At 67.3% G+C, this 23,165-nt stretch carries 10 protein-coding genes and 1 tRNA gene; 9 read left to right on the forward strand and 2 right to left on the reverse strand.

Annotation, left to right across the window (positions count from 1 at the left end; translation table 11 throughout):
• Positions 1 to 401: 401 nt before the first annotated feature.
• A tRNA-Met gene (locus tag ACXYMN_RS17715) sits at positions 402 to 478 on the forward strand.
• 61 nt (positions 479 to 539) lie between these two features.
• On the opposite strand, the gene ACXYMN_RS17720 is transcribed toward ACXYMN_RS17715, so the two are convergent.
• Positions 540 to 1,697: a Hint domain-containing protein gene (locus ACXYMN_RS17720; RefSeq protein WP_459015144.1), complete on the reverse strand. Its 1,158-nt coding sequence runs from the start codon at positions 1,695 to 1,697 to the stop codon at positions 540 to 542.
• 274 nt (positions 1,698 to 1,971) lie between these two features.
• Between ACXYMN_RS17720 and ACXYMN_RS17725 the strand changes: the two genes are divergently transcribed.
• The 8 genes from ACXYMN_RS17725 to ACXYMN_RS17760 all read left to right on the forward strand — a co-directional run bounded on the left by ACXYMN_RS17725 (position 1,972) and on the right by ACXYMN_RS17760 (position 20,693).
• Positions 1,972 to 4,032, forward strand: a complete 2,061-nt coding sequence (locus tag ACXYMN_RS17725) for a calcium-binding protein (protein WP_459015146.1) — start codon at positions 1,972 to 1,974, stop codon at positions 4,030 to 4,032.
• Positions 4,033 to 4,128: 96 nt separating this feature from the next.
• Complete coding sequence (locus ACXYMN_RS17730) at positions 4,129 to 4,974, forward strand: glycosyltransferase family 2 protein (protein WP_459015148.1); 846 nt, start codon at positions 4,129 to 4,131, stop codon at positions 4,972 to 4,974.
• Positions 4,971 to 6,338, forward strand: a complete 1,368-nt coding sequence (locus ACXYMN_RS17735; protein WP_459015149.1) for an oligosaccharide flippase family protein — start codon at positions 4,971 to 4,973, stop codon at positions 6,336 to 6,338. Before ACXYMN_RS17730 ends, ACXYMN_RS17735 begins: the two co-directional genes overlap by 4 nt.
• A 112-nt stretch (positions 6,339 to 6,450) precedes the next feature.
• Positions 6,451 to 12,906 (forward strand): type I polyketide synthase, encoded by a 6,456-nt coding sequence (locus ACXYMN_RS17740; protein WP_459015151.1) that lies wholly within the window; start codon positions 6,451 to 6,453, stop codon positions 12,904 to 12,906.
• The gene (locus ACXYMN_RS17745; protein ID WP_459015153.1) at positions 12,903 to 13,910 is read left to right on the forward strand and encodes a glycosyltransferase; all 1,008 of its coding nucleotides are present in this window, start codon (positions 12,903 to 12,905) and stop codon (positions 13,908 to 13,910) included. Before ACXYMN_RS17740 ends, ACXYMN_RS17745 begins: the two co-directional genes overlap by 4 nt.
• 5 nt (positions 13,911 to 13,915) lie before the next feature.
• Positions 13,916 to 18,514, forward strand: a complete 4,599-nt coding sequence (locus ACXYMN_RS17750; RefSeq protein WP_459015155.1) for a MupA/Atu3671 family FMN-dependent luciferase-like monooxygenase — start codon at positions 13,916 to 13,918, stop codon at positions 18,512 to 18,514.
• Positions 18,515 to 18,519: 5 nt separating this feature from the next.
• Complete coding sequence (locus ACXYMN_RS17755) at positions 18,520 to 19,203, forward strand: 4'-phosphopantetheinyl transferase family protein (protein WP_459015156.1); 684 nt, start codon at positions 18,520 to 18,522, stop codon at positions 19,201 to 19,203.
• Between the two features lie 164 nt (positions 19,204 to 19,367).
• Positions 19,368 to 20,693 (forward strand): GumC domain-containing protein, encoded by a 1,326-nt coding sequence (locus ACXYMN_RS17760; RefSeq protein WP_459015158.1) that lies wholly within the window; start codon positions 19,368 to 19,370, stop codon positions 20,691 to 20,693.
• A gap of 129 nt (positions 20,694 to 20,822) precedes the next feature.
• Here ACXYMN_RS17760 and ACXYMN_RS17765 read toward each other — a convergent pair whose 3' ends face one another.
• The gene (locus ACXYMN_RS17765) at positions 20,823 to 22,988 is read right to left on the reverse strand and encodes a CpsD/CapB family tyrosine-protein kinase (protein ID WP_459015160.1); all 2,166 of its coding nucleotides are present in this window, start codon (positions 22,986 to 22,988) and stop codon (positions 20,823 to 20,825) included.
• Positions 22,989 to 23,165 lie beyond the last annotated feature (177 nt).

Consider the following 23,165-nt stretch of genomic DNA (forward strand, 5'->3'; position numbering starts at 1 on the left):
ACCCGGCCGTTAAGTGCCGTCGCGCCAATGGTACTGCGTCTCAAGACGTGGGAGAGTAGGTCGCCGCCAAACCTAGCAAAACCCAGAAAAATACCCGCGCTCAAGCAGCAACGCGGTAGCGCAAATCAACCCGTATCTCTCGAAACGATCTCAGGACCCGCGACACACAAATGTCGCGATATCAGGGCAACCGCAAACCAACGCACCGCCCACACAACCCGGGCTCATGCAGCACAAGCAGTAGCCCAAACAACCAGGGCTCAAGCAGCGCAAGCAGTAGCCCGAACAACCAGGGCTCAAGCAGCGCAAGCAGTAGCCCGAACAACCAGGGCTCAAGCAGCGCAAGCAGTAGCCCGAACAACCAGGGCTCAAGCAGCGCAAGCGGTAGCCCGAAAAAATGTCGCGGGATGGAGCAGTCCGGTAGCTCGTCAGGCTCATAACCTGAAGGTCGTAGGTTCAAATCCTACTCCCGCAACCAAAACCCCAAATCAACCAACGCCCAAACCCCGGGCAACCGGCGCCTGAGCGCCTTTGATCGTTCAAGCCGCGCCGAGCGCGCGGTGGCTACGGGGCACCGGCGTTGCGCCACCCAGACGCTCGGCTTCGTAATGCGCCATTGCGACGTCACGGTCCCATTTCGCGATGTCGTTCGCGGTGCGCCGTCGCTTGTCTTGCCTGCACGTCGCAAGATGCTGCCGCACCTCGCCGACGCTGAGACACGCGCGGGCGGCTGGACCGTTCAGCGCGTCGTCAGGCGACAATGTCGCGCCATAGATATTGCTCAGCGCAACGCGCTCCTTCGCCGTCAGCCCTTTTGCAACCATCGGCCCAAGCAATAGCGATTCCGACAGGCAGCCATTGGCGGTCACGACTTCGTGCCGATCGCAGGCGAAATGTATCCAGGTAATAGTTTGTTTGCCTTTCATGTGCCGGACGCCCGGCAGCGCCGTCAGGGATTTTGCCGGGGCAAAGCGTTCGGACTTGAACCAGCCATCCAGCTGGCCGTGACCGCCGACCAATATCCGGTGTTGCGGCGACACGATCAGACCCTGCGCGGGCAACCCGTGCCCGAGGGCCCCGGCGCCAAACAGCACCGGCTTTGCATCGTTCCCGACCTCATGCAGCGCATGGTCGCTGCTGCGGATCCAACGGATCGGCTGCGGGCCGTGATCCAGCGTCACGACCAGATCGCCGACCTGCAATGTTTCGACCGCGCGTGGTCCGTCCGGCGTGTCGATCAGGGTGCCTGTGGCATAGCATGGAACGGTGCCCTTGTTGGGACTTGATTGGGCGTAGTAGCTGCTGCCGCCATCGTCGGACTGCAATGTCTCGCCGGTGTCGGCCGTTCCGATTTCGGTACTGGTCAGCCCGTTCGCCGGGCCCTCCGTCGCCGTGACGCTGTTGCCGTGGAACGACACAAACTGCACGACATTGCCAAGGTCGTCGACCAGGGCGACCGCATACTGGTTGTTGAAGCCCGCGAATTCCGGTGTTGCACTGTCGACAACGTAGACATCCTTGCCGTCGTTCGTCGAAACCGAACTGCCCAGCGACAGCGGGCCGTCGAAGATCACCCCTTCACCCTTGTAGACATATACCGAGTAGCCGGACATGTCGGCACCCGACGTGGCTGCGATCTCGACGAAGTCGTTGGCTGACGAATTTTTGTAGTCGACTTCCGAAATATATGCGGGCACCGGACACCTCCTGCGTCAGACGATGCGGCAGAACACTTGGAAATTGATGAACGCGGGACAGGTGACCTGAGCAAATGTCGGCAAAGTTTTACGCAAGCTTCCAATGTCTTTGCGACAGGTCGACTGTTCCGACGGAGTGTTGGCGCGCGACGCGTCCATGTGCCTTGTCCACCGGGATCTGCCCCCGGGGATCCTCACCAAAGCGTTGAATTGCCTGCCCGGGAAAAACACGTAGGGTCGTCCCCGGGGGCCGACCCCGCAACCGGAGATTGCCGTGCTGACACCCATTCGAATTGCCGTTCTCAAACTCGCGCTTTGCCTGGCCTTGCCGGTGGCGGCGGCGACGGATGACGAGATCGCGGTGGACACCGCGGCCCCTGTCCCGGCCCGGCCCGCGCTGGTTCAGACCGACGCGCCAGCACTGGCCATCGGGCTGAACGGCATCACCGACTGGACGACCCAGCACCCGTTCATCGATCTTTTCAAGACGTCGCGCCCCTGGGTCGGTCATCTGCCGGGCCGCTGGGGGGGCATCACCGCGGACGAATTGCGGGCGGCCGGGCATATCGACAAGGACGGCTGGCCGCTGTCGATTCCGGACAATGCCGAACGCATCGAGGCGCTGCTGCTGACCGCGCAGCAGGAAGACGCGACGCATCTGCGCGGCTATTACATCCTGACATTCGACGGCAAGGGCGACCTGTCGCTGGCGGGAAATGCGCGGCGCGTGGCGACCGAACCGGGCAGGCTGCGGTTCTTTTACAGCCCCGGACCCGGTGCGGTGGGGGTATCGATCGACGAGATTGATCCCGACGACCCGATCCGCAACATCGCGATCTACAAGGAAGACCACGCCGCGCTGCACGCCGCCGGTGCGATCTTCAACCCCGACTGGCTGCGCCGCATCGCCGATGTCCGGCTGGTGCGGTTCATGGACTGGATGCAGACCAACAACTCAACCGTCTCGGGCTGGGACGACCGCCCGCGCATCACCGATGCGACCTATTCCGAATGGGGCGTGCCGCTGCCGGTGATGATCCGCCTGGCCAACGAGATCGGTGCCGACCCGTGGTTCACCCTGCCGCACCAGGCCGATGACGATTATGTCCGGCGCTTTGCCGAAACCGTGCGCGACACGCTCGATCCGCGCCTGAAGGCCCATGTGGAATATTCCAACGAGGTCTGGAACGGTGTCTTCCAGCAGGGTCTGTGGGCCAACGATCAGGCGACCCGGATCTGGGGCGAAACGGCGGATGGGCGCACGCAATACTACGGCTTTCGCGCGGCGCAGGTCATGGACATGTTTACCGAGGTCTTCGGCGCGGCGGCGACCGACCGCCTGACCCGCGTCTTTGCCACCCATACGGGCTGGCTTGGCCTTGAACAGCAGGCACTGAACGCGCCGCTGGCCTTTCTGGGCCTCGGCCGGATGCCGAAGGAAAGCTTCGATGCCTATGCGGTGACCGGGTATTTCTTCCACGAGGCAAAGGACGAGAACGCCGAGCGGCTGCGCGACCTTCTGGATGCATCCGAAGCCAGGGCCGAGGCCGACGGTCGGGCGCAGGGTCTTTCCCGCGTGGCGCTGCGCGAGTTCGTGCGCGAACGTCGCTTCACCACCGCATTCGCGCCCTTGGCCAAGATCATCGAAGAGGACTCGATCCGCAGACTGGTAGACGAGATTTTCCCGTATCACGCCGAAGCCGCCGCCAATGCCGGGCTCGACCTCATCATGTACGAAGGCGGCTCGCATCTGACAGCGGTCGGTGCCGATCTTGACGAGGAACAACTGACCGATTTCCTGACCGCCTTTGCCAGTTCGGACGAAATGGGCGCGCTATACACGTCGCTGCTGTCGGGCTGGACGGCGGCAGGCGGGCGGTTGTTCAACGCGTTCGTCGATGTGGCGGTGCCGTCGAAGTTCGGCATCTGGGGCGCTCTGCCGCATCTGAGCGCCGAAACACCGCGTTGGGATGCGCTGCAACGCTACAACGTGACCGCGCCGGTGCCAGACATGCGCCCCGAAAGCGTGTTTGCCAATGGCGCCTTGGCGGCGGGGACCAATGCGGCGGACGACATCGGCGGCTCACCGGAAGAAGACGTGATCCTTGCCGGTGCGGGCGACGACCTGATCCGGTCGGGCGGCGGTGCGGATGTGATCGACGGCGGTCCGGGCACCGACACGGTGATCCTTCCGGGCCAGCGGCGCGACTACACCCTGACCGACACCCCCGATGGGCGCACCCTTGCGCAGGCGGGCTGGCGGCGGATCCTGATGACCAACGTGGAAGAGCTGCGCTTCGAGGACACACCCGGCACGCGTCTGACCATTCCCTGACCGGCGCTCCATGCTTTGGCCATGTTTCACTGTCACAGCACGCGGAGTTGGATAAGGTCCGGCAGCAAGGCCGAACCGGGAAGAGCTGACCACGCGATGAAAGATCGCACTGCAGAGTTAAGCGTGATCGTGCCCGCCTCGAACGAGGAAGGGCAGGTCGGCGCGTGCCTCGAAGCGATCCTCGCCTCGGACTGGACGCGCCCCCTGCCGCCCGAGGTGATCGTGGTCGAGAACGGATCCCGTGATGCCACCGCAGCGGTCGCACAGGGCCATGCCCCCGCATTCGCCGCGCGCGGCTGGCCTTTCGCGGTGATCGCGCACCCGGTGGCGGGCAAGCCTGCCGCGCTCAATGCGGGCGATGCGGCGGCCGGTGCGGATGCCCGTCTTTACCTCGATGCCGACGTGACCGTCGCGCCGCAGCTTCTGGCGCAGATCGCCGATGCCCTGGCGGTCGATGCACCGCGGTTCGTCACCGGAACCCTGTCGATCACGGCACCCGACAATGCGGCCAGTCGGGCCTACGCGCGGATCTGGGCCAAGGTGCCCTTCATGTCCGATTGCGTGCCGGGCTGCGGTCTTTTCGCGGTCAACGCAACGGGACGCGCCCGCTGGGGCGCATTTCCGGCGCTGATTTCCGACGATACCTTCGTGCGCCTGCAATTCGCGCCCGCAGAACGCCTGGCCGTGCCGGGCCGCTATGACTGGCCGGTGGTGTCGGGGCTGCGCAACCTGGTGCGGGTCCGGGCCCGGCAGGATCGGGGCGTCGCCGAAATCGCCGCGTCGCACCCGGACCTCGTGAAAAACGACGATGACCGCCCCTTTCCGCTGTCACGCAAATGCGCGCTTGCGGCCCGCGACCCGTTGGGGTTCGCGGTCTATTCCGGCGTCAATCTTTGCGCCCGCATGATGCCGAAAAACGGCACCTGGAGCCGCGGCAGATGAGCGTTTTCGCAATGACCCGCCTGCGCGGTACATCGCTGGGGGCCCGCGCCGCGCGCTCGTCGATCTGGACGACCGGGGCCTTCGCCTCGAGCCAGCTGATCCGGCTCGGCTCGAACCTGATCCTGACGCGCCTGCTGTTCCCCGAAGCCTTCGGCCTCATGGCGCTGGTCGCCGTCATCATTCAGGGCCTCACAAATTTTTCCGATACCGGCGTGATGCAGGCGGTGATGAGCCACAAACGCGGCGAGGAGCCGCGCTTTCTCAACACCGCCTTCACCATTCAGGTGGTGCGGGGCTTGCTGCTCTGGGCGTTTGCCTGCCTGATCGCCTGGCCCCTGTCGGTGTTCTACGACGCGCCTCAGCTGATCCAGATCCTGCCCGTCGCCGCGCTCAGTCTTGTGGTGATGGGCGTGAACCCGATGCGCGTCGCCACGGCGCACCGGCATCTGCTGCTGGGCCGCGTGTCGATGCTCGACATTATCTCGCAAAGCTTGGGCGTGGTGATCGCCATCGCGCTCGCGTGGTGGATGCAATCGGTCTGGGCGCTGGTAATCTCGGGCGTTCTGGCCTCGGTCATCGGGGTGGCGTTCAACTGGCTGTATCTTCCGGGCCATCCCGACCGCCTGCAATGGGATCGCGCCGCCGCGCGCGAGCTGACCTCGTTCGGCAAGTGGATTTTCCTGTCGACCATCGCGGGCTTTTTCGTCAGCCAGGGCGACCGCATCCTGATCGGCCGGTTTCTGACCTTGGGCGCTTTCGGGGTCTACAACATCGGCTACTTCCTCGCGTCGTTCCCCAACATGTTGGGCCGGATGGTGGCCGGCAAGGTGCTGATCCCGATCTACCGAGAAGCCCCGCCGGGCGAGAGCCGCGCGAACTTCCTCAAGTTGCGGCGCATGCGGATGGTGGTGACAGCGATCCTGTTAACCATCATCGCGGTGATGGGTCTGGCGGGGCTCTGGCTGGTCGGCATCCTCTACGATGACCGCTACCAGGAGGCCGGTCCGGTGATCGTGCTGCTGGCGGTGATGTGGATTCCACAGATCATCGCGCTGACCTATGACCAGTCGGCGCTGGCCGTGGGCGACAGCCGCAACTTCTTTATCCTCGTCCTGTTTCGAGCCACCGCGCTGCTGACCTGCGTCTATGTCGGCCTGCAAACCGCGGGCCTGCTGGGGGCGATCCTCGGGCAGGGCATGGCAGGTCTTCTGTCCTATCCGGTGACCGTGTGGCTGTCGCGCAAGTCCGGCGCGTGGGACCCGTTGCATGATGCGCTTTTTGCGGCGCTGGGTCTTCTGGTGGCCGCGGTGCTGTTCACTGTGCATCGCGGCGCGATCGTGGCGCTTGCCGCCGGGGTGATGTGACAACGGGCCCCGGCAGAAACCCGTCCCTATCGGCTATGTTACCTTAAGGTTGCCAAAATTCGCCCGCATTTCCCATATATCCCATCCTGACAGGAGCAGCAGGATCATCGTCATGACAAACCCGGAGACAGATCCGCCGATCAGTGCAACCGACATCGCGATTGTCGGAATGGCGGCGCATTTGCCCGGTGCAGAGACCATCGCCCAATACTGGGACAACCTGCGCGCGGGTCATTCGTCGATCCGCAAGCTGTCCGAGGAAGACCTGCTGGATGCGGGCGAAACCGTGGGCATGTTGCGGCGCAAGGACTACGTCCCCTATGCCGCGCGCCTGGACGGGTTCGAGATGTTCGATGCCGAGTTCTTCGGGTTTTCGCCCAAGGAAGCCGCGATCCTCGATCCTCAGCACCGCCGTTTTCTGGAGGTTGCCTGGGCGGCGATGGAAAACGCGGGCCACGTGCCGCGAAACTTTCCCGGCCCGGTCGGTGTCTTTGGCGGCTGCGGCATGGGCAGCTATTTCTATTTCAACCTCTGCTCCAATCCCGACCTCGTGGACAGCACGGGCATGTTCCTGTTGCGCCATACCGGCAATGACAAGGATTTCCTGACCACCCGGGTCAGCCACATTTTCGATCTCAAGGGTCCCTCCCTGTCGTTGCAGACCGCCTGCTCGACCTCGCTCGTTGCGACCCATTATGCGGCGCAATCCTTGCTCAATGGTGAATGCGACATGGCGCTGGCCGGCGGCGTGACCATCGAGTTGCCGCAAGGCCGGGGCTATCTTTACAAGGAAAACGAAATCCTGTCGCCCGACGGTCAATGCCACGCCTTCGATCACCGCGCGCAGGGCACGGTCTTCGGTTCGGGCGCGGGCGTCGTGGTGCTGCGGCGACTGGCGGACGCCATCGCCGATGGCGATCACATCTGGGCGGTGATCAAGGGCACGGCTGTCAACAACGACGGGGCCGACAAGGCGGGCTACCTGGCACCATCGGTGGGCGGCCAGGCCGCCGCCATCGCCGAGGCACAGGCCATTGCCAACACGCCCGCGGACACCATCGACTATGTCGAATGCCATGGCACCGGCACCTATCTGGGCGACCCGATCGAGGTTTCCGCCCTGATCGCCGCCTTCCGCGAGACGACCCGGGCGCAGGGCTATTGCCGCATCGGGTCGGTGAAAACCAATATCGGCCATCTCGATACGGCGGCGGGAGTGGCGAGCCTGATCAAGACCTCGATGGCACTGCACCACGCGCAAATGCCGCCAAGTCTGGGCTATGAGGCCCCCAACCCCGCCATCGACTTCGAGACGTCGCCCTTCCGGGTGAACGACACGCTGCGCGACTGGCCCCGCCACGATCATCCCCGCCGGGCGGGGGTCAATTCCCTGGGTGTCGGCGGCACCAACGCGCATGTGATCCTTGAAGAAGCGCCCGCGCGGCAGGCCTCTGAAAAGCCGGACTTTCCGTTCCAGATCATGACCTTGTCTGCCCGCAGCAAGGCCGCGCTGGACGGCAATACCCACAACCTCGCCGCTTATCTGCGCGGTCATCCGGGCCAGCCGCTGGCCGATGTCGCCTTCACGCTGCAACAGGGGCGAGAGCCGTTTTCAGAGCGCCGCATCGTCGTGGCCGAAACCCATGCGGAGGCTGCGAAACTGCTCGAATCGGGTGATCGCTACAGGGTTCACACGCACAAGGCACTGGCTGCGCCGGATGTGGCGTTCCTGTTTCCCGGTGGCGGCGCGCAATACCCCCGCATGGCCCATGACCTTTACCGGACCGAACCGGTCTTTGCCGACTGGATGACGCGCGGGCTCGATCATCTGTCGACCCTGACCGCCGAAGACCCCCGCGACGCATGGCTGGCAGAGCCCGGCCCCGAGGCCGAGCAGACCCTGCGCAGGCCCTCGGTGCAGTTGCCGCTGATCCTGATCACCGAGGTGGCGCTGGCCAAGCTGTGGGAAAGCTGGGGCGTGACGCCCTCGGCGCTGATCGGGCATTCCATGGGCGAAAACACCGCCGCCTGCATTGCCGGTGTCTTCGGCTTCGAGGACGCCATCGGTCTTGTGCACCTGCGCGGCACGCTGTTCGATTCCGTGCCGCGCGGCGGCATGTTGTCGGTCGCCATGTCCGAAGCGGCGCTGACGCCACATCTGGGCACCGATCTGGATCTCGCGGCGGTCAATGCCAACCAGCTCAGCGTGGCGACCGGGCCGGATGAAGCCCTTGACGCATTGGCCAAACGGCTGAAGGCGCAGGGCATCGAATGCCAACGCATCGGCATCGACGTCGCCGCGCATTCGCGGATGCTGACGCCGATCCTGCCCGCCTTCCGCGACTACCTGGCCGGGCTTGACCTGCAACCGCCGCAGATCCCGATCGTCTCGAACCGCACGGGCACCTGGCTGACCGACGAAGAGGCCGCCAGCCCCGACTACTGGGTCGATCACCTGCGCAACACCGTGCGGTTCGCCGATGGCGTCGCCACCCTTGCCGAGCCTGCGAACCGCGTCCTGCTCGAGGTCGGCCCTGGCCATGCCCTGTCGTCGCTTGCGCGGCTGCAACCGCAGATCGGTGCGAACCGGGTGGTGCCCTCGCTGCGCCACAGCGACGATGCCATCGCCGACGACCGCTATTTCCACGAAGTGATGGGCCGCCTCTGGGCGCTTGGCGTGGCCATCGACTGGGACCAGATCTGGGGCGATGCGCGCCGAAACCGGGTGCCGCTGCCGACCTACGCGTTCCAGCATGCGCCCTATTTCATCGAACCCGGCAGCGCGACCCTGGACACATCCGCGCGCTATCCCGCCCGCGCCGACGCGATGGAAGACTGGGGCGCGGTGCCGATCTGGCGACCCCGGTCCGCCGAGGTGGCGGTCGATATCGAGCATGATCTCGGCGAACTGGCGACCGAGACCTGGCTTGTCTTCGCCGATGATGCGGGCCTGTCGGAGCGTGCCTTCGCACCGCTGCGCGCCGCCGGTCACAAGGTGATCGAGGTGCGCCCCGGCGACACCTTCGCGCGCATCTCGGACACGGCCTACCGCATCGCGCCGGAACGGGGCCGCGAAGGCTATGACCTGCTGCTGCCGGATCTGGCCGCGCGCGGTCTGACGCCCAGCCGCATCGCGCATTTCTGGGGTGTTACCCGCGACGAATCGCACCGCCCGGGGTCGAGCTTCTTTCACCGTCTGCAGGAACAGGGCTTTTATGCGCTGTTGTTCCTGTCGCAGGCGCTGGTCGACGAGGGGCTGTCCCACGTTCATATCGATGTGATCACCAACGGCGCCGTGCGCGTCCGCGACGAGGCGTTGCCCTATCCGGTCAAGGCCACCATCGCGGGGCCGGTGCGGGTCATCCCGCGCGAGGCCGAGGGTCTGACGCTGTCGTCCCTCGACGTGGTGCTGCCCGAAGCGGTGCCCGTGGCTTTCTGGCAGGCCGCATCGGCACGGCGGGCAGCGGACCTGGCGACCGACGCGCTGGCCCGCCAGATCACCGAAGAACTGATCACCCCGCCCGGACAGCGCGAAGCCGCGATCCGGCAGGGCCGCCGGTTCGAGCGTGCGCTGATCGACAAACCGCTTGCCGCGTCGCCCGACGTGGCGCTTGCGGGCACCATCCTGATGACCGGCGGCTTCGGCGGCATCTGCCGCACGCTGGGTCTGGCCGCCGCGAAAAATGGCGCGAAACTGGTGCTGGTGTCGCGCACCGAATTGCCGCCGCGCGAGGACTGGGCCGAATACACCCGCCGCCACGCGCCGCAAGACCCCGCTCGCCGCGCCATCGCACACGTCGCGGCCCTGGAAGACGCCGGGGCCGAGGTTATGGTCGCCACCGCCGATGTCTGTAACGAGGGCGCGATGCGCCGTGTCCGCGACGCCGCCGAGGACCGCTTCGGCCCGATCACCGGCGTGATCCATGCGGCGGGCCGTCTGTCGGACCAGCCGTTCCTCGCGCTCAACCCCGCCGATGTCGAGGAAATCTTCACGCCCAAGCTGCACGGCTCGGACGTGATCGACACGCTGTTCCCCGATGGCAGCGCCGACTGGATCGCCTATTTCTCTTCGGTCTCGACCATGGCCGCCGCCGCCGGTCAGCTCGACTACGTGGCCGCAAACGAATACCTCAACGCGCTGGCGGCATCGCGGGCGGGGGGCAAGACCCGCGTCGTTGCAATCAACTGGGGCATCTGGGCCGAGGCCGGGATGGCCGCCGATGCGCTGGCCCGCCGCACCGGCGCTGTCGAAGACGTGCCCGAGGTGCCGGAGGCGCGCCCGCTGCTCGACACCATGTCCTTCGACGCGAAGGGCCGCCGCGTCTTCGAGACGCGCCTGACCACCGACGATTGGGTGATCGGTGAACACCGCACCGCCTCGGGTCTGGCGCTGCTGCCGGGCACCGCCTCGGTGACGCTGGCCGCGCATGCCCTTGACGCGGCGCATGAGGGGCAGGCCTTCGAGATCCGCGATCTCGCGTTTCTGCGCGCCATGACCGTCCCCGAGGCGGGCCAGCGCAGCGTGACCACGCGGCTGGAACGCACCGACGCGGGCTACAGGCTTGACCTGCTGTGCGACGCCCGCGCCGATGGCAAGACCGGGCGCACCCGCTTTGCCGAGGCGCAGATCGCGCTGCGTGCCCTGGGCCCCGCGCCCCGCATCGACCTGCCCGCGATCCGCGACCGGCTGGGCGCGCCGGAAACCGCGCCTTCCGGCACGACGCTGACGACCGGGCAGGAGGCGCATCTCGACTTCGGCCCGCGCTGGCGGGTCCTGACCTCCCGCGCGCTGTCGGATCGCGAAGGCCTGGCCGAGTTGTCGCTCGCAGACGCGGCGCGGGATGACGCTTGCCTGATCCATCCCGCCCTGCTCGATATCGCGACCGGCTGGGCGATGGAACTGATCCCCGGCTATGACGACGCGCATCTCTGGGTGCCGCTGTCCTATGGCCGCGTCACGGTCTGGGGGCCGCTGCCGGACCGCATCGTCAGCTGGGTGCGCCCGTCCGAAGGCGCGTCGTCGCGCGGCGAAAGCGCAAGCTTCGATGTCACCCTCGCGGCGCCGGACGGCACCGTGGTGATGGAGATCGCGGGTTTCGCGATCCGCCGCCTGGACGATGCTGCGCAACTGGCGCGCCCGCCGCGTCTGACACCCGCCGAGATCGAGACCGATTCCAATTCCGCCAGCGCCCCCTTGTCACCGGGCGAAGAGCTGCTGCAACACAACCTGAGCCAGGGCATCCGCCTCGAGGAGGGCGCAGAGGCGTTCTGCCGCGCGCTGTCGATGGGTCGGCCCGTGGTCGCGGTCAGCCCGGTCAGCGTCGATGCGCTGCGGCGTCAGGCCGATCTTGCGGCGCGGCCCGCAACGCGGATGCAGGGCTTTGACCGCCCCGTGCTCGACGATGATTTTGCCGCGCCCGAGACCGACATCGAAAAGCGCCTTGCCGGGTTCTGGGAAGAGCTTCTGGGCGTGCGCAATGTCGGCATCGATGACAGCTTCTTCGATCTGGGCGGGCATTCCCTGATCGCCGTGCGGCTGTTCTCGATGGTGAAAAAGACCTGGCGCGTGGAATTTCCGATCTCGATCCTGTTCGAGGCCCCCACCATCCGCGCCTGTGCCGCGATAATCGCCGAAAAGGCGGGCATCTCCGACAAGGCGTCACCCGATCGCGCGGCCCCGGCGCAAACCCGGCCCGAACGCCGCTTTTCGCACCTTGTGCCGATGCATGAAGGCGAGCCGGGACCGAAGCCGCCGTTCTTCCTTGTGGCGGGCATGTTCGGCAACGTGCTGAACCTGCGGCACCTGGCGCTGCTCATGGGCCGTGACCGGCCGTTCTACGGGCTTCAGGCCAAGGGGCTCTACGGTGACGAGGACCCGCATCGCAGCATCGCGGATGCCGCGCGCGACTACATCGCCGAGATGAAGCAGGTCCAGCACCACGGCCCCTATTGTGTCGGCGGCTTCTCGGGGGGCGGCATCATCGCCTACGAGATCGCGCAACAGCTGACGGCGCTCGGGGACACGGTTGCGATCGTGGCCATGCTCGATACGCCGTTGCCGCGGAAACGTCCGCTTCTGGCGGTGGACCGGGCCGCGATCCAGCTGCAGGAACTGCGCCGCAAGGGCATCGGCTATCCGGTGATCTGGGCCCGTAACCGCATCCGCTGGGAATTCGAGAAGCGCCGCGCCACCGGCGCGACCGAGACCGCCGACAACTTCCACAACGCCGAAATCGAGGCCGCCTTCCTGGCCGCTGTCGCCGACTACACCGTACAGCCCTATGCCGGGCACGTGGCGCTGTTCCGCCCGCCGCTGCGCGCGAAATGGCGGGTGGCGAACGGCCGGCTGGTGAACGACGAACGCGCCTACCTGACCGCCGACAACGACTGGGGGGGGCACGCGCCCGACCTCGAGGTCGTCGAGGTGCCCGGCGATCACGATTCGATGGTGCTTGAACCCAACGTCCGGGTGCTCGCCGCTGCCCTCGGGCAGTCGTTGCGCGACGTGACGCGCCCGGACCGGGGCGGCGCGGTGCTGCCCTTTTCCCGCACCAGGGCCGCCGAATGACGGATCCGGGCATCAAGCTTCTTGCAGTGCTGCTGAACTGGCGCACCGCCGACATGACCGCGCGCGCGGCAGAAGCGCTGGCGCGTGCGCTGGACGGGCTCGATGCCGAGATCGTGCTGGTCGACAACGACAGCGGCGATGGCTCCGAAGCCGCGTTGCGCGACCTGGTGACCGGGCGTCGCTGGCCGGTGCCGATCCGGGTCGTCCAGTCGGGCCGGAACGGCGGATTTGCCTTTGGAAACAACGCCGGTATCCGCGCCGGCCGCAGCGACGGCGCGCGCCCGGACTACGTCTATATCCTCAATTCCGACGCCTTCCCCGAACCGGACGCCGTGCGCGTGCTGGTCGACCACCTTGAGACGCATCCGAAGGACGGCTTCGCCGGCTCGCAGCTTTATTCCGACGACATGCCGATCCACATCTCGGCCTTTCGCTTCCCGACCATCGCGTCGGAGTTCGAGGGCACGGCGCGGACCGGCATCATCACCCGGGCGCTGCACAACTACCGCGTGCCCTTCACCGATCTGACGCAGACCCGGGCGGTGGACTGGCTGGCGGGTGCGTCGATGCTGATGCGGCAGGACATGCTGGACCAGGTCGGCCTGCTCGATGACGGCTTTTTCCTCTACTACGAAGAGACCGAGCATTTCTTTCGCGCGCGGAAGGTTGGCTGGACCGCGACCTACCTGGTGGAAAGCCGGGTCGAGCATGAGGGCTCGGTCTCGACCGGCATGAAACGCTGGCAGCGCGTGCCCGATTACTGGTTCGACAGCCGCTGGCGATACTTCACCCTGAGCCATGGCCGTGCCTATGCCCTCGCGGCGTCGGTGGCGCGGGCCGCGGGTCTGTGCGTCTGGAAGCTGCGGCGCGCGATGGGCGCGCCACGGCTCGATCCGCCGGGTACGCTCCGGCAGCTCCTGCGCCACACCGCCCGTTCCCTGTTTCAACGGACCGAGCGTCGCGACACCCTTGTCGCCCGCCCGCGTTCCTCCCCTGCGGAGTAGACCTCATGTTTTCAGCGATCCTCATCGGCAATGACCGTCTGACCCGCGAAGCCGGAGACAAGCTGTTGCGCGCGGGGCACCGCCTGACCGCCTGCGCCTCGCGCGACGGCGATGTGCGCGCCTGGGCCGAGGCGGCGGGGCTGCCGGTGGTCGATCCGGGGCCGGGCCTTGCCGACCGGTTGGCACCCTATGCCGCCGACTGGGTGCTCAGCGTGGCCAACCTCGACATGCTGCCGCCCGCCGTTCTGGCGCTGGGCGCGAAAGGCGGCGTCAACTTCCATGACGGCCCGCTGCCGCGCTATGCCGGGCTGAACGCGCCGGTCTGGGCGCTGCTCAACGGGGAATCCCGCCACGGCATCACCTGGCACATGATGGAGGCGGGGGTGGATCGCGGCGACATCCTCGTCGCCCGGTCGGTCGAGATCGGCGCCGAGGATACCGCGCTCACGCTCAACATGAAGTGTTTTGCCGCCGCGCTCGACAGCTTCGACGCGGTGGTCGACGCGCTTGATGCCGGTGCCCCCGACCGCTTTCCGCAGGACCCCGAGGAGCGCAGCTACTTCGGCCGCGCCGCGCGCCCGGAACGTCACGGCGTGCTGGATTTCAGCGTTCCCGCGACGGATGTTGCGCGGGTCGTGCGGGCGCTCGATCATGGCGGTTATCGCAATCCCGTGGCGCTGCCAAAGCTCCGTACGGCGTCGGGTCTTCTTGCAGTTGGCGGTGCCGAGGTTGTGGCCGGGGATGGCGCGCCCGGTACGGTGCTGTCGGGCGATGCGGACGGTGTTACCGTTGCCTGTGCCGACGGCGCTATCCGCCTGTCCGCGCTGACGCCGCTCGACGCTGCGGACCTCGCGCTGCCCCGGGTGGGCGACGTCTTTCCTGTGCCCGCCGAGGACGACCTGTCGGACCTTGCCCGCGCCGAGGCATGGTGGTGCGACCGTCTTCACGGCTATTCCCCGGCGCGGTTGCCGGGCTTCGGACAGCCTTCGGGGCAGACCGACAGCCTGCCGCTTGGCGATCTTGACGACCCGGCGGCGGCCCTGGCGATGCTGGCCGCGCGTCTGGCCCCCGAGGGCCGCGCCCATATCGCCTATCTGACGCCCGGTGTGCGCGACCGGGCCGTCTCGGGCCTGTCGCTGCCGTGGCTGCCCATCGCCACCGATCTTTCCGGGCATGTCGCGGACCTTCGCGAGGCGCTGCATGCCCGTCTTGCCCATGCCCGTGACAAGGGGCCTCTGGCGCGCGATCTGTTCCTGCGCCTGCCCGGGCTTGGCCGCATGACGCCGCCGGAGCTCGCGCTCAGCGATGCCGCGGGTGCCATGCCCGGCGCGCTGGTGACGGTCGAGACGGGCGCGACCCCCTGCCTGCATTTCGATACAGGCGCGATGGACCGCGAGACCGCCGCGCTGCTGGTGGCGCGGCTTGAAAGACTGGCCGCCCATGACGGGCTTGCGGCGACCGCCCCCATCATGGGGGATGGCGAACGTGCGCGCGTGCTCGAAACGTGGAACGCGACCGAGACGGCGCTTGCCGATCGCAGCATGATCGACCGCTTCGAGCGGCAGGTCGATGCGACCCCCGATGCCACGGCGCTGGTCTTCGAGGATCACACGCTGAGCTTCCGGGCGCTGGACGACTATGCCAATCGCATCGCGCATCTCTTGCGCGAGATGGGCGCCGGGCCAGACCGCACCGTCGCGCTGCACCTTGCGCGCGGTCCGCGCCTGATGGCCGCCGCGCTGGGTGTGCTGAAGGCAGGGGCGGCCTACCTGCCGCTCGATCCCTCCTATCCCACCGAACGGCAGAGCCACTACCTGACCGATAGCGGGGCGGCGATCATCGTCACCGAAAGCGCCATTGCGCGGGCGCTGCCCGGACACACGGCGGCAGAGCTGTGGCTCGATACCGACACGCGGCTCTTCTCGGTCCCGGCAGAGCGTCCGGGCCTCGAGCCTGCGCCGGACACGCTGGCCTATCTGATCTATACCTCCGGCTCGACCGGCAAACCCAAGGGCGTGATGATCGAACACGCACAGGTGGCCAACTTCTTTACCGCGATGGATGCCGTGGTGCCCGACCCGGGCGGCACCTGGCTGGCGGTCACCAGCCTCAATTTCGACATTTCCGTGCTCGAGCTGTTCTACGCCGTCTCGCGCGGGTTCAAGGTGGTGATGGCGTCCGAGAACGTGGCCTCCGGCGTCTCTTCGGGGCCGCGCCGCACCTCGGGGATGAACCTGTCGCTGTATTACTGGGGCAACGACGATGGCACCGGTCGCGACAAGTATCGCACGCTGCTGGAAGGCGCAAAATTCGCCGATGCAAACGGGTTCTGCGCGGTCTGGACGCCCGAGCGGCATTTTCACGCCTTTGGCGGACCCTATCCTAACCCGTCGGTCACCGGCGCCGCGGTGGCCGGTGTGACCAGCCGGATCGGCGTGCGCGCGGGGTCCTGCGTGGCACCGCTGCATCATCCCGCCCGCGTGGCCGAGGAATGGGCCGTGATCGACAACCTGACGGATGGGCGCGCGGGGCTTGCCATCGCCAGCGGATGGCAGCCTGACGATTTTGTCCTGCGCCCCGAGAATGCGCCGCCCGACAACAAGCGCGCGATGATCGACGCCATCGACCAGATCCGCCGCCTGTGGCGCGGCGAGCCGGTCGGCTTCCCGCGCGCCGATGGCAGCCTGCACGAGGTTGTCACCCAGCCGCGCCCGGTGTCGAAGGAGCTGCCGCTCTGGGTCACCACCGCGGGCAATCCCGAAACCTGGAAAGAGGCGGGACGTCTGGGCGCGCATGTGCTGACGCATCTGCTGGGCCAAAGCGTCGAGGAAGTGGGCGAGAAGATCGCGATCTACCGCGCCGCCCGCGCCGAAGCGGGGCTTGACCCGCAAGCGGGCGAAGTCTGCGTGATGTTGCACACCTACCTCGACAATACCCGGGATGCCGCGCGTGAGGTCGCCCGCGCGCCGATGAAGGATTACCTGCGTTCGGCGGCGGGGCTGATCAAGCAATACGCCTGGGCCTTCCCGGCGTTCAAGAAGCCCAAGGGCATCGACAACCCGCATCAGATCGATCTGGGCGGGCTGGATGAGGACGAGCTGGAAGGCATCCTCGATTTCGCGTTCGAGCGGTACTTCAACGAGTCCGGTCTGTTCGGCACGGTCGATGACGCCGAGGCGCGGATCGCCGAACTCAAGGCCATCGGCGTCAAGGAAGTGGCGTGTCTGATCGACTACGGCATCGCGCCGGACACGGTGCTGGCCGGGCTGAAACCGCTGGCCGAGGTGGTGGCGCGCGTCTCGGGCGAGGATGTGCCTGACGCGCATGACTTCTCGGTCGCAGCCCAGATCCGCAGGCACGGCGCGACGCATCTGCAATGCACGCCGTCGCTGATGCGGCTGATGATGGCCGACGAGGGCGCGCAGGCGGCGCTGGCCACGCTCGACCATATCTTTCTCGGCGGCGAGGCGGTGCCCGGCCCGCTGGTCGCCGCGCTGGGCCGCGTGACGCGCGCGCAGGTCCTCAACATGTATGGGCCGACCGAGACGACGATCTGGTCCGCCGTTGGCCCCGCGACCGCCGTACCCGGCGTGGTGCCGATCGGGGCTGCCATCGCCAACACCCGGCTTTACGTACTGGACGACGACGCGGCACCTTGCGCCATCGGCCAGCCGGGCGAGTTGTGGATCGGCGGGCAGGGGGTCGCGCGCGGTTACTGGCGGCGCGACGACCTGACCGGGGAACGCTTCCGCCCCGACCGCTTCGCCGACGGGCGCATGTACCGCACCGGCGACCGGGTGATGCGGCGCGCGGATGGCACGCTGGATTTCCTCGGGCGCGCGGACGGGCAGGTGAAACTGCGCGGCATGCGCATCGAACTGGGCGAGGTCGAGGCCCGGATCGAGGCGCTGCCCGGCGTTACCCAGGCCGCCGCGACCGTGCGCGCCGACCGTCTGCTGGCCTATGTCACCGGCACGCCGGGGGACGAAGCCGCGATCAAGACGGCGCTTGCGGCGCGATTGCCCGCCCATATGGTGCCCGCGCGGATTGTCACGCTTGATGCGCTGCCGCTGACACCGAACAAGAAGGTCGACCGGGCCGCGCTGCCCGAACCCGGCGCGCCCGTTGCGGCCCCGCAGGCCACAGCAACCGCGCCCGCCACCACCGCTGCTCCGGCACCGCGCAGGCAAGACGCGGCATCCGGCGCGCTGACGGCGGAACTTGCCGATCTCTGGGCAGGAATCCTCGGTCTGGGGCAGGTCACGGCGTCCGACAACTTCTTTGCGCTGGGCGGTCATTCGCTGCTCGCGGTCGAGTTGCACCGGGCGATCCGCGACGGGATGCGCATCAAGGGCTTTTCGATCACCGATGTGTTCCGCTTTCCGGTGCTGGCCGCGATGGCCGGGCGCGTGGCCGAGTTGCGCGGCGAGGCCCCGGCTGAGGCACCGGGGCCGGCCCAGCCCGAAGCGACGCGCACCGTCCAGCGCGAACCGGTCGCGGCGACCGTGGCATCCGAACCCGCCCTGATCCGCAACACACGGGCGGATGCGCGGCGTGCGGCCATGGCCAAGCGGCGCGAAATGCGGCTGCGGGCACAAGGGTAAGCGCGATGCCGTCACTCAAGCTTCTCGCGATGATCCGGTCCCTGGGCGATGCCTGGCCCGAAGGCGTGGCCGTCGCCGTGGTCGACCCGGCAGAGGCCACCGCGCCGCTGTTCCCGATCGAGCAAGCCGCCGTCTCGCGCGCCGTCGCGGGCCGCCGGGCGGAGTTCGCCGCCGGTCGTCAGGCCGCCCGCGAGGCGCTGGCGACGCTTGGCCATCCGCCCGTCGCGATCCCCATGGCCGAGGATCGCGCGCCGGTCTGGCCCGCGGGCATTGTCGGGTCGCTGTCGCATTCGGCCACCGCCTGCATTGCCGTTGTCGCCCGCGCCGACCGCATCGCCAGCCTCGGGGTCGACATCGAGCCCTACGATCCGGTGCCCGAAGACATCGTCCACGAGATCGGCCGGGAAGATGAGATCGCGGGCATCGGCCCGGACCGGCGGCTTGCCGCGCGGCAGCTGTTTTCCGCCAAGGAGGCGGCCTACAAGGCGCAATACCCGCTGACCCGGACGCTGTTCGGGTTCGAGGGGCTGCGCTATGACACTCTGCGCCGCAGCTTGCGCTTTTCGCGGCCGGTGCCGCCGTTTGCCAAAGGCGATATCATTCCGGTCAGCCAGTGGACGGGCGACGGCATGTGCCTGTCGCTCTCGGTCTTGCGCACCACGGAGGCGGGATCAGGATGGCAGCATTGACGCGCCAGTTCCGATCCGCGCAACAGAGTGTTTCCGGGCCGTGGCGCGGAAACGGTCGCGCCAATCCTTCCGAACCTGTAGAATTCATGGGTTCGTCAACCGCACAGGCACGGCGTCAAACGCCCGGATCCCAGGGTCCGCTGCCGCAGGCCGGGAGATAAGACATGGTACAATTCCAAAGCCGCAATGAACTGCTTGCCGCGCTGCGGCGGCGACTTCCGATCATGATTCTGATCGTGCTGATCGGCTGCGTTGCCTCGGTGTTCATCGCGCTGAACAAGACCAAGCTCTATCGGTCGACGGCTGCGGTCCAGATCGAAAGCCCGCGCATCCCCGACCCCGACAGCGGTCGCCGCATGAGCGACGAGGCGGTGCGCCGGATCGAATTGATCCGCCAGAGGATGACCTCGACCGCGTCGCTGTTGCAGGTTTCCGAAGCGGTCGGCGCGTTCAAACCCGCGGTTCCCGGCGGTCCCGTACCCAGCCGCGACGAACGCCTGATCGTGCTGCGCAACGCGGTCTCGGTGCGCGCCGAAAGCGGCAATTTCGCGTTTTCGCCGACGGTGGCCCCCTTCGCGATCATCATCGAGGTGGTCTGGGAGGACCCCGAAACCGCCGCCGCGCTGGCCAACGGCATGATGGCCGCGGCAATCGACCAGTCGCGCGTCCGCAATTTGCGCCGCGCCCAGGATGCCCTGACCTTCTTCGACGAGGAGGCGCGCGAAATCGAAGAGCGCATCACCGCGGTCGAATCCGAAATCGCAGAGTTTCGCCGGGCCAATGACATCGCGCTGCCGGACTCTGTCGCTGCGCTGCGGTCACAGATGGCGGCGCTGGAAACCTCGGCCTTCGAGATCGACCGACAGCTGGCCGAAGTCCAGTCCAACTCCGCCCGGGTGCGGGACGAGGTGCTGGCCCAGCGGGTCGAATTGCTGGAAGACCAGAAGCGCCTGATCGCCCAGCGCATGACCCAGATCGAGGCCGCCATTGCGCGCGCGCCCGATGTGGCTCGCGATCTGGGTGTGCTGGAACGGCGGCTGTCGGGATTGCAGGCGCAGTATTCCAGCATCGTGCAACAGCGCGGCGATGCGGAGTTCGAGCAGATCATGGAAGTGCAGGATCAGTCCGAACGGCTCGAGGTGCTGGAGCAGGCAGTGCCGGCGGAATATTCCTTCTCGCGCAGCCGCAAGTCGATTGCGCTGCTTGGCGCGCTGTTCAGCGGGGTCATGGCACTCAGCGTCGGTTACTTGCTGGAGCTGTTCAACCCGGCCATCCGCAGCGCCGCACAACTGGAACGGCAACTCGGTATCAAGCCGGTGATTTCCCTGCCCGTGATCAAGCGCCGTGGCTCGGCTGCCGGGCGCTGGACCCGGCGGGGGGGCCTTTTGGCCCTGCTGGTGGGGGCGTTGGCGGCGCTTTGGTACGGGGCGACCAAGCTGGTGGACCCGGGCCTCTGGAACAGGTTCCTGCCGCGTCGCCTGAACCCGTAGCCTGAACCGGCAGGCCGCCCCTTGGCGACGGGCGCGGGGCACGGTCAGGCAAGCGGACGCCATGCGCCACTGCGCGCGGCGGATCGCGTTGATGGTGAAGTGAGCGCAAGGCGCGCGTGAGGGTCGCCCTCAGTACCCGTACTGGCGTGCCTTAGAGCCTTCGGCGCGGTTCATCACCACACCCAGAAGCGGCGTTTCGGTGCCAAGACGGTTCTCGACTTCGCGGATTTCGTTCGCGGTCGTCAGGCCGCCGCCCACCACGAGGATGACCGCGTCGATCAGCGGACGCATCGCCAGCACGTCGTCGCCGTAAAGGGCAGGCGGCATGTCGAACAGCATGACCTTGGGCGCGAACCGGTCCTCGATCTCGCGCAATCGTTGCGCGGTGCGCGGATCCTGCAGCAGCTCCGAGGCATAGGCCTCGGGCGCGTCGTTGAAGGCGAAGGCCAGGTTCGGCCCGGCGTGGAAACGATTGGGACCAAGGCGGCGCAGATGATCTTCGGGGCTGACCTTGCCCTGGAACAGCCGCGCGATCGACCCCGGGGCCGAGACGCCGAACGTCTTGGCCAGCGACGGGTTGCGCAGATCCGTATCGAACAGGATCGTCGGGCAGTTTTCCTGCCGCGCCAGGCTGATCGCGAGGTTCGCGGCGGTGAAGGTCTTGCCGCAGTTCTTGGTCGGAGAGGTGATCGCGATCCGCGACCAGCCACGCTCGGATACCGCCTGCAACAGCCGGGTGCGCAACACGTCGAAGGCCGCATGGGCCGGATCGTAGCGCGTCGCGGTAATGACCCGGTGCCGGTCGAGCACACGTTCGTCGATGATCACCGGATCGAGCCGGGACCACGACGTCGTCTCGACCGGCAACGGCGATGCGGCACCGGTACCCGCCGCGTCGGGCGCGGGGGACGGGTGCGCATCGGGTTCGGCGTCCGGCAGGGCAGTCGGGCGTTCGTCGGCCCGGGGGGGCTGCCGCGCGGCGTCAGTCGGGCGCGCCGGGACAACCGGCGCATCAGCGGCTTCGTGTGCCTGCACGTCGGTGGCCGGTTGCTTCGGCAGGGGCGATGTGACCGTTTCAACGACAGGCGCGTCGGGCGGAGCAGGCTCCGCGATCGGTGCCTTGGGCTCGGACTCTGGTCCGGGGTCCGTTGCCGTCCCGGTCACCTGCCCCGGCGTCTCTTCGGTTGCGAATTTCGGCGCTAGCAGCAAGGTCTCGGACAAAGCCTCGGGGGTGACCGATACCTGCGTGTTCATCGACAGCGGGACCGGGTGCGGGGCCGGACGAACGCCTTCCTCGGTTGGTTCCGCGTCGTCGGGCGCACGGGCGGTCTCCGGGTCCTGACCGGACTCGGGAAGGTCGTCGGTCAGCGCAAAAACGTTTTCCACGTCGTCGACCGGCATGACCGGGGTTTCGGGCGCAGCGGCGCTGTCCGCAATGCCATCGTGTGCCTGCAGGGGACCGGCGGCCGTGACGGCAACCGGCTGTCGGGCGCGTTTCAAGTCCGGGCCATGACCTGCCCCGCGCATCCGGCGCAGCGGCGTGGCAACCGGGGCGGGATGCCTATTTTCGGGGGCGGCGTGGTCCGGAATGTCGATCTTCGCCGTGGGTTCGGAAGGGTCTTCCAGTGCAGGCTCTGGCGCAGGCTCTGGCTCTGGAGCAGGCTCCGGCGTGACATCGCTTGCCACGATTGCGGGGTCCTCGTCAGCGATCCGGTCCGCGCCTTCTGCCCCAATCTCGGGGTCGATGGCGGGCGCATCCTCGGGCTCGGGCGTCGGATCGGTCACGTCAGACGCGACGACCCCTTCCCAAAGGTCATTGTCCAGCGTCAGCGGCGCGGCGGCTTCGGACTGGTCCTCTGCACTGTCGGGGGGCGCGGCGTCCTTGGCGGTGTCTGACACGGTCGACACGTCCTGGGCAGTGCCGTTCCTTGTGACCCGCGCGTCATCGGCTTCATCGCTGCCACCGAAGCCATCGTCGAGGTCGTCGGCCAGGGCCATCAAGGCCGCGCGCGATACCTTGGATTGGGCGGTAACAGTCGGCGTCGGCGGTTGTTCGGCGCAGGGCGGAAGGCCCTCGGGGTGCGTATCTTCGGGGATCCGCACGGCCACCGCCACCGGATGCGGACCCTTCGCGACCGTCTTCCTTGCGGGGACGTGACGCCGACGGAACACCTTGGGTGCCGCGTCAGAGGGGGGCTCGGGCACAGCGGAAGGAGCGGCGACCGAAGCTGCGCGGTCGGCGTCGGGGTCCCGATCGGGCCGGTTCTTCCGGCGGAAGACGCGCTCAGCACTCATTGACCCATCCCTGGTACCGGGAACGGGGCGCTGGCGCGGTGTCCTGTTCTGCGACCGTTCATTGCTTTGCCTGTCACTCGATGAGACTGCTTGACTGTCTTGCCCCGTGTAGAACACCGAAATCTGTTCAAAATTGGGTGAAATCGCGGGCATTGTTGACGCTCGCGACGCAATACC

This window comes from Roseivivax sp. CAU 1753, assembly GCF_054482575.1.

Coding starts and splice junctions, on each gene's coding strand:
- ACXYMN_RS17760 (WP_459015158.1), top strand. CDS start 19,368: ATGGTACAATTCCAAAGCCGCAATGAACTGCTTGCCGCGCTGCGGCGG.
- ACXYMN_RS17735 (WP_459015149.1), top strand. CDS start 4,971: ATGAGCGTTTTCGCAATGACCCGCCTGCGCGGTACATCGCTGGGGGCC.
- ACXYMN_RS17730 (WP_459015148.1), top strand. CDS start 4,129: ATGAAAGATCGCACTGCAGAGTTAAGCGTGATCGTGCCCGCCTCGAAC.
- ACXYMN_RS17755 (WP_459015156.1), top strand. CDS start 18,520: ATGCCGTCACTCAAGCTTCTCGCGATGATCCGGTCCCTGGGCGATGCC.
- ACXYMN_RS17745 (WP_459015153.1), top strand. CDS start 12,903: ATGACGGATCCGGGCATCAAGCTTCTTGCAGTGCTGCTGAACTGGCGC.
- ACXYMN_RS17765 (WP_459015160.1), bottom strand. CDS start 22,988: ATGAGTGCTGAGCGCGTCTTCCGCCGGAAGAACCGGCCCGATCGGGAC.
- ACXYMN_RS17740 (WP_459015151.1), top strand. CDS start 6,451: ATGACAAACCCGGAGACAGATCCGCCGATCAGTGCAACCGACATCGCG.
- ACXYMN_RS17750 (WP_459015155.1), top strand. CDS start 13,916: ATGTTTTCAGCGATCCTCATCGGCAATGACCGTCTGACCCGCGAAGCC.